The sequence below is a fragment of the Marinobacter adhaerens HP15 genome (genome assembly GCF_000166295.1).
Taxonomy (GTDB): Bacteria; Pseudomonadota; Gammaproteobacteria; order Pseudomonadales; family Oleiphilaceae; genus Marinobacter; species Marinobacter adhaerens.
In genome coordinates this window covers 4,164,936-4,179,262 of the sequence record NC_017506.1, presented here as the reverse complement: position 1 = coordinate 4,179,262, position 14,327 = coordinate 4,164,936, and the positions used below count along the sequence as shown (strand labels likewise).

The following is a 14,327-nucleotide window of genomic DNA, read 5'->3' as shown; positions in this document are numbered from 1 at the left end:
CACGTGATTCCATACCTACAGCGTAGGGCGGTGGATTCACGAAAACGTTCACCAGGTATTACGAATTCATAACGCTGTGGATTTTTCGCCGCCCGCGACCGAGCTGTCGCGGGCCAGGGGCAGCCAGACACTGAAAACGGCGCCATCGGCATTGCGTACCGAGAGTTTTCCCTGCTGCAGCGTCACCATTCGCTGGGCAATCGCGAGCCCCAGACCGGCATGGCCCGTCCTGGACGCACCTGCGGCCTGATAAAAGGGTTCGAAGACGTGCTCCAGGTCCTCATCATCGATACCGGGGCCAGCGTCGGCGACGGTAATTTGCGCACCCCCGGCCTGTTCGACAACGCCCAGTGTGATCTCCGTATCTTTCGGCGAATGGCTGATGGCGTTGCTGATCAGGTTATCCAATACCCGCTCGGTCATGGCGATATCCGCCAGCACCTGGACCGGAGCGACGGAAACAATCGACAGGGCAACGCCTGCGCGCTCCGCCTCGGGTTGGTGCTTCTGCACCACGTCATGCAGCAGTTCGGCAACCACAAACGGTTCCGTCTTCGGCTGTTTCTCCCGGGCATCCAGTGCGGCAAGTTCAAACAGTTCCTCCACAAGGCGACCAAGCCGGTGGCTTTCGGTCAGGGCCACATCCAGGAAACGTGCCCGCTCCTCGGCGGCGAGCGTGTCCTGTTTCATGCGCAAGGCTTCGATATAACCCTGGATGGATGCCAGTGGCGTTCTCAGATCGTGGGAGACCTGGGCAACCAGCTGCCGGCGCTGGGCATCCTTGTGTTTCAGAAGGTCCAGCTGGGCAACAATTCGCTGGGCCATCTGATCGAACCGGGCGGCCAGGTAATCAATGTCATCGCCTTTGCCCGCCACCGCGGCGGCGCGCTCCGGCGACATGCCGCGCTCGAAGGATTCCACCCGCTCGGTCAGCCGCGACAGCCGACGCGTCAGCAATCGGAAGAACACCAGCCCGGCCAGCAGGCCCACGAACAGGCTCACCGCCAGCGCGCCCGCGCCTAACTGGAGGAGCCGGTTACTGTGCACCATGCTCTCGGCCAGGTCGTACTCCTCGCCGCGCAGAACCACGTACAGATAACCCGTTGGATCCGCAGCCGAAGGCACCGGCGTTACCGAGAACACCTTCCGCCGGTCATGACTGCGCGGATCATCGCCGGGCAGCGGGTAAGCGCCCGGGTTTTCAAGCAGCGTGCGTACCGGTTCCAGGGATACCCGGTTGCGCTTGATCTTGTTCGGGTCGGCGGAGTAGGAAAGGATATTACCTTCGGTATCCAGCAGGTAGATTTCGATACTGGGGTTGATGGTCATGTACAGCTCGAAGAGCTGCTTCAGGGCATCGCGGTTGAGCTTGCCATCGGTTACGAGGTTGCGGTCAGACACCAGGTTACGGGCGAGGTCGCGGTTCAGCTGCTGGTTGACCGCAGCCGAGTATTCCCTCACCGAAGCCAGACTCAGAAAGGTAAAGAGCCCACCCACCACAAGCAGCAGCAGGAACAGACCGATCGCCAGCCGGGCATAAAGGGTGCGGAAGACAGACAGGGCCATCGCTAATCCATGAACCGATAGCCAACACCCCAGACCGTCTGGACGTATCGTGGGTCGGCGGGATCGGCTTCAATCTTGTTGCGCAGTCGGTTGATGTGGGTGTTCACGGTATGCTCGTAGCCCTCATGGTTGTAACCCCACACAGAATCGAGCAATTGCGCCCGGCTGAACACCCGGCCCCGATGGGAGGCAAAGTGCCAGAGCAGGTCGAACTCGCGGGCGGTCAGGTCCACTTCCCGATCATCCACAAACACTCGCCGGCGAACCGGATCAATCCGAAGCCCGTCCACCTCAATCTCATCAGCCTGATCGCCGGCAGGCGCTGCCTGAGAGAGTGCGTCTACCCGTCGGAAAAGCGCTTTGATGCGGGCTGCCAGCTCCGCCACGCTGAACGGCTTCGTCAGGTAATCGTCCGCGCCCATCTCCAGGCCCAGGACCCGATCCAGCTCTGTGCTCTTTGCCGTCAACATCAGAACTGGTACGTAGCCCGGACAGGCACGAATCTCGCGGCACACCGCCAAACCATCCAGGCCAGGCAACATCAGATCCAGAATAACCAGGTCGACGCCGCCCTCACGGAACCGTTCCAGGCCGGTATCCCCCCGGTCCACGAGCACAGGCTTCATTCCCAGATCTGAAACCTGCATACGGACCAGCTCACCGATGCCGGGGTTGTCTTCAATAATCAGTACCGTTCGCGTCATGGTGATGGGCTTCGCTGAATTTGCCGGTGGCTTTCGATGCTTTCATGGCAGAGTGTAGGCGGAAAAGTTCACAAAACCATCACAAGCCCTCAGAACCGCGCGCATAGCCGGCTCCGGGTTTAGCCGTTAAAATGAATCCAAATTCGGGCATGAGGTTTCAGTGGCAGACAAAACCGTAACCAGGGCAACACCGGCCGAGGCGTTCAAGCGAGCACGTCGCATGTGGCTCAAGGGTGAGCGCATTCACCTGGCGCCGCTGGCTGATGAGCTTGGAATTGGCCGCGCCACCCTGTTTCGCTGGGTCGGCAACAAGGATCTACTGATCGGCGAGATTCTCTGGTCCCTGTACGAACCCCTCTGGCGACAGGCCATGGCCGAAACGCCCGGCACTGGCGTGGACTACATTGTCGGCGTGTACCGCCGCACCAACTCCGCGATCCTGCACTTCGAGCCGCTGCGGCGATTCATCAACCAGGATCCGGAATATGCCCTGAAAATCCTCACCTCGTCGCAATCCATTCTCCACACCCGCACGGTGGAAACCAACACGCGGATGCTGAAAGACCAGGTTGCGGCCGGGCATATCAAGCCACCAATGAACATCTTCAGCCTGTCTTACTTCATGATCCGACTGGCAGAGTCCTGCCTTTACAGCGACATCATCGCCGGGCGGGAACCCAGGGAGGCAGAATTGGAGGATGCCTGTACGGCCGTGCGGATTTTGCTGGGAGGAAAAGCGTAGAGCGGATCACTCAGAACTCGCTCAGGTCCGGGGTGGGGTACCTTTTCTGGCGGGAAAAAATGTCTGAGCGCAGCGAGTTGTTTTTCCCAGAAGAAAAGGTACCCCACCTCGGGCCCAGCCCGCATCTCAGCAGGCCAGGCAATTAGCGTTTACAGCTGAAGCGAGCGAACTTCCAGAAACTCCTCCAGTCCCCACTTGCCAAATTCGCGGCCGATACCGGAATGGCCGAAGCCGCCAAACGGTGCCATCGGGTTAAACGCACCACCGTTCACGAATACCTGGCCAGTGCGCAGCTTGCTGGCAATTTTCTTGGCCTTGGCGTCGTCGCCGGACCAGACTGCACCGGATAGCCCGTACTGGGTGCCGTTGGCGATTTTCACCGCTTCGGCTTCGTCGTTGTATGGGATCACGCACAGCACCGGCCCGAAAATTTCCTCCTGGGCGATGCGGCTGTCCGGTTTTACGTTGCCGAAGACGGTCGCCTTGACGAAGTAACCTTTCTCGCATCCCTCGGGCGCTTCCGGCCCACCGGCGATGAGCTTGGCGCCTTCCTGGACACCCAGTTTGATGTAGTCGATCACCTTGTCACGCTGCTGGGCAGACGACAGCGGGCCCAACCGTGTGGTTTCTTCCAGCGGATTACCCGGGGTCATTTTAGCCACGGCAGCGGCGGCCAGTTCACAGGCCTCGTCGTGCTTGTCGGCCGGAACCAACATGCGGGTGAGCGCGGTGCAGGTCTGGCCGGAGTTCAGCAGGCAGTTGTTGATGGTACCTTTAACGGCAGCCGCCAGGTCGGCGTCCGGGAGGATCACGGAGGCGGATTTGCCGCCCATCTCCAGGGCGAAGCGTTTGAAGTCATCGGCTGCGGCGTGGGCAATCAGGTTGCCGGTGCGGGTGGAGCCGGTGAAGGACACCATGCGCACATCCGGATGCTTGATCAGGGTATCACCCACGGTATGACCATAGCCGCACACCATGTTGAACACGCCCTTGGGCAGGTCGGTGCCATCGAGGATCTCGGCAAGGATAAACGCCGTCTGGGGAGCGATCTCCGAAGGCTTGAGCACCACGGTGCAACCGGCCGCAATCGCCGGAACGATTTTCAGGATCACCTGGTGCAGCGGGTAGTTCCAGGGGGTAATGCAACCAACCACACCGACCGGCGCATATTGCACCTCGGAGTTGCCGGACTGTTCGGTGAACGGGAAGTCGGGCAGCAGTTTCAGGTAGCTCTTGGTCACGGCTGCCGGCATACCAGCCTGGATCGGCGTGGCCAGTTTGATGGGCATGCCCACTTCCCGGCAGACGGTCTCGGCGATTTCCGGCGCGCGCTCTTTCAGGCCCGCGTGCAGCTGTTCCAGCACCTTGATCCGTTCTTCCAGGGTGCTTTCCGACCAGCTTTCAAACGCCGCATCGGCGGCAGCAATGGCCTGTTCCATCTCATCCGCGCCGGCGGCGGGAACGCGGGCAATCACGTCACCGGTGCCAGCTTCGTGAACGTCGATCATGTCACCGGCCCAGCTAACCCATTGGCCGTTGATGTAGTTCCTGTTCAGCTCGTTCATGCTTCCCCCTTCATTCAAATACGATAACGCCACGGGCGTTCTTGCCTGCCACCATATCATCGAACGCCTGTGCGGCTTCTTCTATGGGGTAGGTCCGGGTAACCAGTTCATCCAGCTTGAGTTTACCAGCCTTGTAAAGACCCAGGATCCTGGGGAAATCATGCTGCGGCCTTGCCGAACCCAGCCAGCTGCCTTTCAAGGTTCGCTCGTCCGCCGGCAGGGTGAGGGTGGTCAGCGAGGTCTTGTCCTTCGGGTCTGCCACACCCACGACCACGGCGGTACCGCCACGGCCCAGACTCTTGTAGGCCTGTTCCACCACCGGCCCGGCACCGACGCATTCGAAGGCGTAGTCAACGCCGCCGGTCATTTTCTTCACAGCCTTGGCGGCGTCCTCTACCTCGTTGATATTCACGGTGTGGGTGGCACCAAACTCTTTCGCCATCGCCAGCTTGGCGGGGTTGCTGTCCACCGCCACGACCATCTCGGCGCCGGCGGTCACACAGCCCTGGATGGCGTTGAGGCCAACGCCACCGATGCCAAACACGGCGGCTCGGGAGCCGGGCTCCAGCTTTGCCGTATTGAAGACAGCGCCGACACCGGTCATCACAGCGCAACCCACCAGGGCGGCGTTCTGCATCGGCACGGTTTCATCCACTTTTACGCAGTTGTCGACGTGCATGGTGGCGAACTCGGCCATCACGCCGCAGGCGCCGAAGACGTTCAGGGGCTCGCCGTCCGCGCCTTTGGTTCTGACCGTGCCATCCGGCAGGTTGAACATGGCCTTGCGGGCGTTCTCACAGAGCACCGGGCGGCCACGAACACACTGGCTGCATTTGCCGCACATGGATATGAAGGTACTCACCACATGGTCGCCTTCCTTGAAGGCCGTGACGCCCTCACCGACTTCGACAACCACGCCGGCGGCTTCGTGCCCCAATACAAGGGGAGGCGGGTAGGGAATCTTACCCGTGGTGGCGGACAGATCGCTGTGGCAAACACCGCAGGCCGCGATCTTGATGGTGATTTCATCCCGCTTGGGGCCTTCTACCGTGATGGTTTCCACCTGAACAGGCTGCCCCCATTCCCGGCAGACGACGGCTTTTGCTTGTCTGTCCATGCATTTCCCCTTTTGGTCAACAAGGGGTCAGAAGAAAGCATTCTTCTGACCCCGATCTCATACAGGCCGGCTTCAAGCCACCTCGAACAGGCCAGCAGCACCCTGGCCACCGCCGATGCACATGGTGATCACCACGTATTTCGCCCCACGGCGCTTGCCTTCGATCAGGGCGTGGCCTGTCTGGCGGGCGCCGGTAACACCAAAGGGGTGGCCGATGGAAATTGAGCCGCCGTTTACATTCAGCTTCTCCATGGGAATGCCCAGGCGGTCACGACAGTAAATCACCTGCGACGCGAAGGCTTCGTTCAGTTCCCACAGATCAATGTCATCCATGGTCAGACCATTGCGCTCAAGCAAGCGCGGAATCGCATACACCGGGCCGATGCCCATCTCATCCGGCTCACAACCCGCCACAGCGAAGCCACGGAAAATACCCATGGGTTCAATGTTGTGCTTCTCGGCATAGGTACTGTTCATCACCGTGCACACGGAGGCGCCGTCCGACAGCTGGCTGGCGTTGCCCGCCGTGATGAACTGCTCCGGACCACGCACCGGCTCCAGACCCGCCAGGCCCTCAAGGGTCGTATTCGGGCGATTACACTCGTCACCTTTCAGGGTCACCTGCTTTTCACTGACCTCACCGGTTTCCTTGTCCTTGACCAGCATGGTGGCATCGAACGGCACGATCTCATCGTCAAACTTGCCAGCCTGCTGGGCCGCCGCCGTGCGCTGCTGGGAAATCAGCGAATACTCATCCTGGGCTTCACGGCTGACGTTGTAGCGCTTGGCGACAATATCCGCCGTCTCAATCATCGAAAGGTACAGCTCGGGCTTGTTCTTCATCAGCCACTCGTTGGTGGCGTGGAAGCTGTTGATCTTCTCGTTCTGCACCAGGGAAATGGACTCAACGCCCCCGGCCACCATGGCGGGTACTTTCTCGGACACCACCCGCTGTGCCGCCAGGGCAATGGACTGCAACCCCGAGCTGCAGAACCGGTTGATGGAGAACCCGGCAGTGGTCACCGGAAGACCGGCGCGGATGGCCGCCAGACGGGCAATATTCCGGCCCTGGGCGCCCTCCTGGTAGGCCGCGCCCATGATCACATCCTCAACAATAGACGGATCAATACCTGCGCGCTCAACAGCATGCTTGATAACGTGACCTGCCATATCCACGCTGTGCGTGTTGTTCAAAGAGCCCCGGTAGGATTTCGCAAGGCCGGTGCGCGCGGTGGAGACGATTACTGCATCAGACATAACAATGCCCTCAATTTTTGAAACATGTAGGTCGGGTTGGCCTAAACACTCAGCTAAGCCGGTCGTGGGGCGGGGTGTCTTTTCCGCCGGGAAAAGATGTCTGAGCAAAGCGAGTTGCTTTTCCCAAAGGAAAAGACACCCCGCCCTGCGACCCGCCCGCCAAGTTACAGGTCAGCGAACTTACGGCCTTCAGCAACCAGCTTCTCGAGCAGAGCCGCCGGCTCCCACTGCTCGCCACCAACGGTATCCTGGTACTTCTTAACCGCTGAAAGAATCGTATCCAGACCTTCCTGATCGGCCCAGAACATGGGGCCACCGCGATAGGCCGGGAAGCCATAGCCGTAGATCCAGACAATGTCGATATCCAGAGGACGATCGGCGATGCCTTCCTCCAGGATCTTCGCGCCCTCATTGATCATCACATACACGCAGCGCTCGAGGATTTCCTGATTGGTAATCTCCCGGGGCGTAATCCCCTGTTCCTTGCGGAACTGCTCGATCAGCTGCTCCACTTCCGGGTCGGGAATCGGCTTGCGGCTGCCTTCCTCATACTTGTATACACCTGCCTGGGTCTTCTGACCAAGGCGGCCCTGTTCGGCAAGCTTATCCATCCAGCTGGCGGGAATGTCTTCGCCAGCCTTGCGGCGCTCTTCGCGAATCCGGTAACCCACATCAATCCCGGCCAGATCGGACATCGCGAACTGGCCCATGGGGAAACCGAGATCGGTCAGCACCTTGTCGACCTGCTGCGGGGTGGCGCCCTCGTCCACCAGGGACATAGCCTCGGTGCCGCGCTTGTGGAGCATCCGGTTGCCGACAAAGCCGTAGCAGTTGCCAACCATGACACCGACTTTCTTGATCTTCTTGGCAACCGCCATCACCGTGGCTTTGACCTCGTCGGAGGTCTTGCTGCCACGCACGTTCTCCAGAAGCTTCATCACATTGGCCGGGCTGAAGAAGTGCATGCCCACCACGTCTTCCGGTCGCTTGGTGGCAGACGCAATCTCGTCGATATCCAGGGTTGAGGTATTGGACGCCAGAATCGCACCCGGCTTGCAGACCTCATCGAGCTTGGCAAAGATTTCTTTCTTGATGGCCATGTTCTCGAACACCGCCTCGATGACCAGGTCAACGTCCCGGAAATCGTCGTAGGTCAGGCTCGGGGTGATCAGCGCCATCCGCTGTTCCACCTGCTCCTGGGTCAATTTGCCCTTCTTCGCGGAGTTCTCATAGTTGCGACGAATGATAGCCAGGCCCTTGTCGAGGGCCTCCTGTTTGACCTCGACGATGGTGACCGGAATACCCACGTTGACGAAGTTCATGGCAATACCGCCACCCATGGTGCCGGCACCAATTATGCCAACGCTCTTCACGTCACGAACCGGCGTATCCTTGGACAGTCCCTTGACCTTGGAGACTTCACGCTCCCCAAAGAACGAATGGATCAGACCGGCGCGCTGGGGCGATTCCATGCATTCCATGAACAGTTCCCGCTCGCGCTTCATGCCTTCGTCAAAAGGCAGATTGAACGCCGCTTCCACAGCGTCGACACACTTGAACGGGGAGAAAAGACCCCGGGCCCGTTTCTTCAGCTCGTCACGGAACTGGTCAAAGACATCGCTGCCCTTGTCCGCCTCGATTTTGTCGGTGATATCCCGAACACGACGTACCGGCTTGCCTTCGTCGACTACTTTCTGCGCATAGGCCATGCCCACTGCGCGGATATCGTCGCCTTCTTCGACGGCATCGAGAATGCCCAGTGCCAGGGCATCCTTGGCGCCGACAAATTCACCGGTGGTGATCATTTCCAGGGCTTTGCGGGCGCCGGTCAGGCGCGGCAGCCGCTGGGTGCCGCCAGCACCCGGCAGAAGGCCTAACTTCACTTCAGGCAGGCCTACCTTGGCGCTGCTGATCGCAACCCGGTAGTGACAGCTCAAAGCGGTTTCCAGGCCACCACCCAAGGCGGTGCCATGGATCGCGGCAACCAGCGGCTTGTCGCTGTTTTCAAAAGTGTTGACCAGTGTCGGCAGCGTGGGCTCCTGCATGGGTTTACCGAATTCACGGATGTCGGCACCGGCAATAAAGGTGCGTCCTTCACAAACCAGCAGGAGCGCCCTGGCCTCTGTATCTTTCTGGCCCTGCTCCAGGGCCGCGAGCAGACCGGAACGAACAGCCTGGCCGAGGGCGTTTACCGGCGGGTAGTTCACGGTAATAACGCCGATGTTGCCTTCCCGGTTATAGCTAACGACCTCAGACATGATTTCTCCTCGCATTCGTTCTGAAATATGGTTTTAACTAGCGAAACATGCGTACGATTTAATACAAGTTCGTTTGTGGTTTCAACCACCCATTAAACTACAGGCACAAAAAAACCGCAGGGGTTCTTCTGCGGTTTCTTGGTTTGGAGTTTGTCGGGAGGTGGCGAGTAGGCCCTACAGAAACACGCTGTGAATACATCCTTGTACGCTCGGCTCCGCCATCCATGGCTCCGCACGGTTTCTGTAGGGCCTACTCGCCACCTCCCTTCGTTACTTCACGGCTGTTATCAAACACCCAAAGATTCTATATCGCCTGCCAGCATGGCCAGCTGGTGGGCAATGGAACCGCGAAGCTTTTCGGCCGGCACCAGGTAGGACGGCGCGGCACAGGTCAGGGCCATGATGGTGCCGTCCTGCAGGTGTATGGGCACGCCGGCGGAGTTGATATTGCGGTCCCACTCGCCGATGGACAGGCAGAAGCCGTGTTCCTTGTAATCCTTCATGGCCTGGTCCAGGCCGGCCTTTTTCTCGGGCCAGTCATCTCCGAATTTGGCGGCCATGGCGTCGTCGATCACCAGGCGGGCCTTGTCGCTGATGGCACAGTAGTAGGCGCGGCCGGCAGAGGTGGTGGCCATGGGGAGCTTCAGGCCGATGTCCATGCGCAGCAGGGAGGCTTCCGGTGGCAGGCGGTTTTCCACATAGATCATGTGCAACCTGTCACGGCAGGTAAGGCCGACCGACATGTTGGTCTGGCGAGCAAACTCGTCCATGTAGGGCTTGGCCAGTTGGCGAACCTTGAGGTTGGACACGTAGGCATAACCCAGTGCAAGCACCCCGGAACTCAACTGATACTTTTCCAGCTGGGTGTTGTAGCTGAGGTAACCCAGCTTGGTAAGGGTGTAGGTCATGCGCGACACGGTCGGCTTCGGCAGCCCGGTGATGCGGGCGATGTCCTGATTTCCCAGGATGACAGGCCCCTGGCTGAAGGCGCGGAGCACGTCCAGGCCGCGGGACAGGGCCTCGACGAACTTGCGGTCTTTCTCCGGCTTCACGGGCTCACCGTCAGTGGATGCCACTTTCAGTTCGGGTGAGATCTGCTTTTTTCCTGCCATAATGGGACGTCCTCCAACCGCGTCGCCCGCTCCGGTAACCGGTGTATTAATATGGTGAATAATCAAGAATTCATCATTTTAATCGCTGCAGAAATCAAGTACCAGAAAGTCTTTTCAAAATCCGTACCAAATATGAAACACTTATTACTTATGTTTCAAATTTGGAATCGCAAGGCGGTATTGTGTACCGACTTTTCCGAATTTATCCGATTTACTGTTCTGCATTGCAAAACAAACTAGCAGCCATCGAACCCTGTGACGACCCCCGGAGGCAAAATGAAGATTCTTTTTGTGGCAGGCGACCCGAAACCCGAGCGCTGGACAGTGCCCATCAAGGAACTGCTGCCGGAAGCCAAGGTTTACGTCTGGGATCCGGAAGGGCCCGCTGTTGATGCGGATTACGCCATCGTGTGGCAGCCACCCGAGGCCCTGTTCGAGCGGGAAAAGCATCTGAAGGCCGTATTCAATCTGGGGGCGGGCATTGACGGACTGCTCAAGGTTGCCAACCTGCCTGAGGCACTGACGGTTGTGCGTCTGGAAGACGCGGGCATGTCTGTGCAGATGGCAGAATACGTGCTGCATCAACTGCTGGAAGCCAGCCGCGAGATGGAAACCTACCGTGAGCAACAGCGTCAGGGGGTCTGGAAAATCCATCGGCCTATCAAACGCAGCGAGTGGCCGGTGGGTGTCATGGGACTGGGCCATATCGGCAAGCGGGTTGCTAGCACGCTGGCCAATCTGGACTATCGGGTGAGCGGCTGGGCCCGCGGAGAGCATAGCCTGGAAGGGGTTAGCACCTATGCCGGTCCGGACGAGCTCGGTGACTTTCTGAAAGCCACCCGGGTTCTGGTCAACACCCTGCCCCTGACCGACAACACCCGGAACATCATCGACTATGAACTACTGAGTCAGCTTCAACCCGGCGCCGTGCTAATCAACGTAGGCCGGGGTGAACACCTGGTCGAGGACGACCTGCTTCGGGCCCTGGACGACGGTACCTTGCTGCGCGCATCCCTGGATGTATTCCGGAAAGAGCCCCTTCCGGAGGGACACCCGTTCTGGCAGCGGAAAGAAATCACCATTACCCCGCACATCTCTGCGCGAACCCTGCGGGATGCCACCATCGAGCAGATCACCGGCAAGATACGCGATCATGCCCAGGGCCTTGCCATTACGGGAATCGTGGACACCGAACGGGGCTACTGATCCACGCCATGTGCAGCGTCGGTCAGGTCAGGGCCGGCGCCAGCCAGGCCACCAGCGCCGTAAGAACCAGCAGTACAGGCAACGCGATCAGCGCAAACAGGCCGTTCCACCGAAACGCCACAACCCACCGGGAGATCTGCCCGAACCGGGACAGCAGCATGACGGAGGGGCCAAAGGGCGAGAGCATCATGGCCAGGGAAAAGCCGATGACCAGAGCCACGGCGACTGGCAGCAAATCCATCCCCTCCGCTACCAGCTGGGGCAGCAAGCCCGCCTGGACACTCAGAACCGTGATGGGAATGATGCCGATCATGGAGAACATGGGCAGCATCAGCATGCCCACAACGGCGACCAGGAACACGCCGCCACCAGTGGCGACAAGGCCAGCAAGCGCATCCGCCGGAATGACCGCAGACAGGGCAACTCCCAGGATGGCAGAGGCGGCAAAAATGGCCATTTCATTCTGCATGGCCCATACCTGGCCCGCACCCTCCTTCAAAACCGGCATTAGCGCCCGCTCCTGCGAGAGCATGTACAGCAGCGTTACGGTGGGCACCGACAACATGGCCGCCACCGACACCTTGAAACCGGTCGTCGCCACCAGGCCCGCCATCACCGTGAATACCACCAGGATCAGCGCAAGCAGGCGCCCGGTGCCCGGCAACCAGCCTTCAACGGCGATGCGCTCACTGCTGACCTTGCGGAAGCGCCGCTGTTCCAGCACCCAGCCAATCAGCACCATCAGAAGCGCCGCAACCAGACCGAATGGCAGCAGCTGTGACCAGCTGAGTTGCGGCAGTTCGCGGGTAAGAATCGCCACCGCCACACTGGTGGGCGCCACCAGCGGCACCAGGGCAAAGCCCCTGAGGGCACTGATCAGAACGCTCCGTAACCACTGCAGGCGCGACTCGCCGCTGATACCGCGCTCACGCAGTGTTTCAGAGAGGCTTCCGCACAACAGGTTCATCATGCCAAAGCTCAGAACCGTGGCTACGCCACAACTGACCAGGGCGTACTTGGGATAAAGCAGTATAGGCTTTCCACCCAGTAGTACATCGTGAATCCGGCGCAATACCTCGAACCGGCGAACAAGGCACTGCATCATGCCCAGGCTACCCAGAAACGCAGAGTAGAAGGCCGCGTCAGACGCCGCTTTCAGCAACTGCCCGGCGTCGAGAGATCCGCGCCATGCAAAACCGCCGAGGACCAGCAGGGCGATTACCAGCAGCATCCGGGCGTACCCCTGCAGACGACCGGCCCCTGCCAGAAAGGCAGAGACAAACATAACGCCCGCCACAGCACTGAGCTCGCGGCTCTCCAGGCAAATGGCCACCAGCTCGGTAACCACCGCCAGGGACACCAACCACTGGAGCATGCCACTCAACACGGGGGCACCTGGTCAGCCTTGAACACTGCTTGCATTTCCATAACACCCGGATTAGTCTTTCGGAAGCAAATTACAAAACTGTGTTTCGCTGAATGAAACACCGTTGACACAAAGATAGCACAGATTGGCCTCTCGCCCCTAGCGTCGGGCCTTCGATATTCGCTTTCAGGAGAGTACACAATGGCTTCCGCACCCTGGAATGATCTGCTGGGTTTCGACGCCCAACTGGACGAAACCGAGCGTCAGGTACGAGACAGCATCCGCAGCTTCTGTGACGAGCAACTGATGCCCGGAATCACCGAGGCCAACCGGCACGAAAAGTTCGATCGCTCTATCTTCAACCAGATGGGTGAACTCGGCATGCTGGGCGCGACCCTACCGGAAGAATACGGTGGGCCCGGGCTGAACCATGTCTGCTACGGCCTGATTGCCCGGGAAGTGGAGAGAGTGGACTCGGCCTACCGCTCGGCCCTGAGCGTTCAGTCTTCCCTGGTCATGTACCCGATCTATTCCTACGGCAAGGAAGCGATGAAAAAACGCATCCTGCCCAAGCTGGCCTCCGGCGAGTACGTTGGCTGCTTTGGTCTGACCGAACCCAATCACGGGTCCGACCCCAGCGGCATGGAAACCCGAGCCAAAAAGGTCGACGGCGGGTACCTGCTGAGCGGTTCAAAAACCTGGATCACCAACTCTCCGATTGCAGATGTCTGCGTGGTCTGGGCCAAACTGGACGGCAAGGTGAACGGTTTTGTGATTGAGCGTGAGGGTGCCACGGGCCTGGAAACGCCGAAGATCCAGGGCAAGTTTTCCCTGCGGGCCTCGGAAACCGGCTCCATCTTTATGGACGAGGTGTTCGTTCCGGACGAAAATCATCTTGAGGTGGAAGGGCTGAAAGGTCCGTTCAGCTGCCTCAACAAGGCCCGCTTCGGCATCAGTTGGGGGTCTCTGGGCGCCGCTGAATTCTGCTGGCACGCGGCCCGCAACTACACCCTGGAGCGCAAGCAGTTTGGCAAGCCCCTGGCCGCCAACCAGCTGATCCAGAAAAAGCTGGTGGATATGCAGACCGAGATCACCATCGGCCTGCAGGCTGTTCTGCAACTGGGCCGCATGATGGATGCCGGCACCGTAACGCCGGATGCCATCTCGTTGCTCAAGCGCAACAACTGTGGCAAGGCACTGGATATCGCCCGGGTTGCCCGGGACATGCACGGTGGCAACGGCATCGCCGACGAGTACCATGTGATCCGTCACGTGATGAATCTGGAGGCCGTGAACACCTATGAAGGCACCCACGATGTCCACGCCCTGATTCTGGGCCGAGGCCAGACAGGCATTCAGGCTTTCAGTTGATCTCGCCCGGTTAACCCCCAAACGAAAACGGCCCCTCAAGATGAGGGGCCGTTCTGCATCACG

At 59.6% G+C, this 14,327-nt stretch carries 11 protein-coding genes; 3 read left to right on the top strand and 8 right to left on the bottom strand.

Features of this window, described 5'->3' with window-relative positions; genetic code table 11:
• Positions 1-66: 66 nt before the first annotated feature.
• Positions 67-1,566 carry a sensor histidine kinase gene (locus HP15_RS19485; RefSeq protein WP_014579067.1) on the bottom strand — a complete coding sequence of 500 codons (1,500 nt, stop codon included), beginning with the start codon at positions 1,564-1,566 and terminating at the stop codon, positions 67-69.
• A gap of 2 nt (positions 1,567-1,568) precedes the next feature.
• On the bottom strand, positions 1,569-2,270 hold the full coding sequence (locus HP15_RS19480; protein ID WP_014579066.1) for a response regulator transcription factor: 702 nt from the start codon (positions 2,268-2,270) through the stop codon (positions 1,569-1,571).
• A gap of 160 nt (positions 2,271-2,430) precedes the next feature.
• Here HP15_RS19480 and HP15_RS19475 point away from each other — a divergent pair, with 160 nt between their 5' ends.
• Entirely contained in the window at positions 2,431-3,012 is a 582-nt protein-coding gene (locus HP15_RS19475) for a QsdR family transcriptional regulator (RefSeq protein WP_014579065.1), read from the top strand.
• A gap of 149 nt (positions 3,013-3,161) precedes the next feature.
• Here HP15_RS19475 and HP15_RS19470 read toward each other — a convergent pair whose 3' ends face one another.
• The 5 genes from HP15_RS19470 to HP15_RS19450 all read right to left on the bottom strand — a co-directional run bounded on the left by HP15_RS19470 (position 3,162) and on the right by HP15_RS19450 (position 10,321).
• Complete coding sequence (locus tag HP15_RS19470) at positions 3,162-4,577, bottom strand: aldehyde dehydrogenase family protein (protein ID WP_014579064.1); 1,416 nt, start codon at positions 4,575-4,577, stop codon at positions 3,162-3,164.
• 10 nt (positions 4,578-4,587) lie between these two features.
• Complete coding sequence (locus HP15_RS19465; RefSeq protein WP_014579063.1) at positions 4,588-5,694, bottom strand: zinc-binding dehydrogenase; 1,107 nt, start codon at positions 5,692-5,694, stop codon at positions 4,588-4,590.
• Positions 5,695-5,766: 72 nt separating this feature from the next.
• A complete protein-coding gene (locus HP15_RS19460) occupies positions 5,767-6,951 on the bottom strand; it encodes an acetyl-CoA C-acyltransferase (protein WP_041645925.1) in 1,185 nt (394 codons plus the stop codon).
• Between the two features lie 164 nt (positions 6,952-7,115).
• On the bottom strand, positions 7,116-9,209 hold the full coding sequence (locus HP15_RS19455; RefSeq protein WP_041645923.1) for a 3-hydroxyacyl-CoA dehydrogenase NAD-binding domain-containing protein: 2,094 nt from the start codon (positions 9,207-9,209) through the stop codon (positions 7,116-7,118).
• 287 nt (positions 9,210-9,496) lie between these two features.
• Positions 9,497-10,321 (bottom strand): IclR family transcriptional regulator, encoded by an 825-nt coding sequence (locus tag HP15_RS19450; protein ID WP_014579059.1) that lies wholly within the window; start codon positions 10,319-10,321, stop codon positions 9,497-9,499.
• A gap of 276 nt (positions 10,322-10,597) precedes the next feature.
• Here HP15_RS19450 and HP15_RS19440 point away from each other — a divergent pair, with 276 nt between their 5' ends.
• Positions 10,598-11,527: a 2-hydroxyacid dehydrogenase gene (locus HP15_RS19440; protein WP_014579057.1), complete on the top strand. Its 930-nt coding sequence runs from the start codon at positions 10,598-10,600 to the stop codon at positions 11,525-11,527.
• Between the two features lie 22 nt (positions 11,528-11,549).
• Here HP15_RS19440 and HP15_RS19435 read toward each other — a convergent pair whose 3' ends face one another.
• Positions 11,550-12,911, bottom strand: a complete 1,362-nt coding sequence (locus tag HP15_RS19435; protein WP_041645921.1) for a hypothetical protein — start codon at positions 12,909-12,911, stop codon at positions 11,550-11,552.
• A gap of 183 nt (positions 12,912-13,094) precedes the next feature.
• Between HP15_RS19435 and HP15_RS19430 the strand changes: the two genes are divergently transcribed.
• On the top strand, positions 13,095-14,264 hold the full coding sequence (locus HP15_RS19430; protein ID WP_014579055.1) for an acyl-CoA dehydrogenase: 1,170 nt from the start codon (positions 13,095-13,097) through the stop codon (positions 14,262-14,264).
• Positions 14,265-14,327 lie beyond the last annotated feature (63 nt).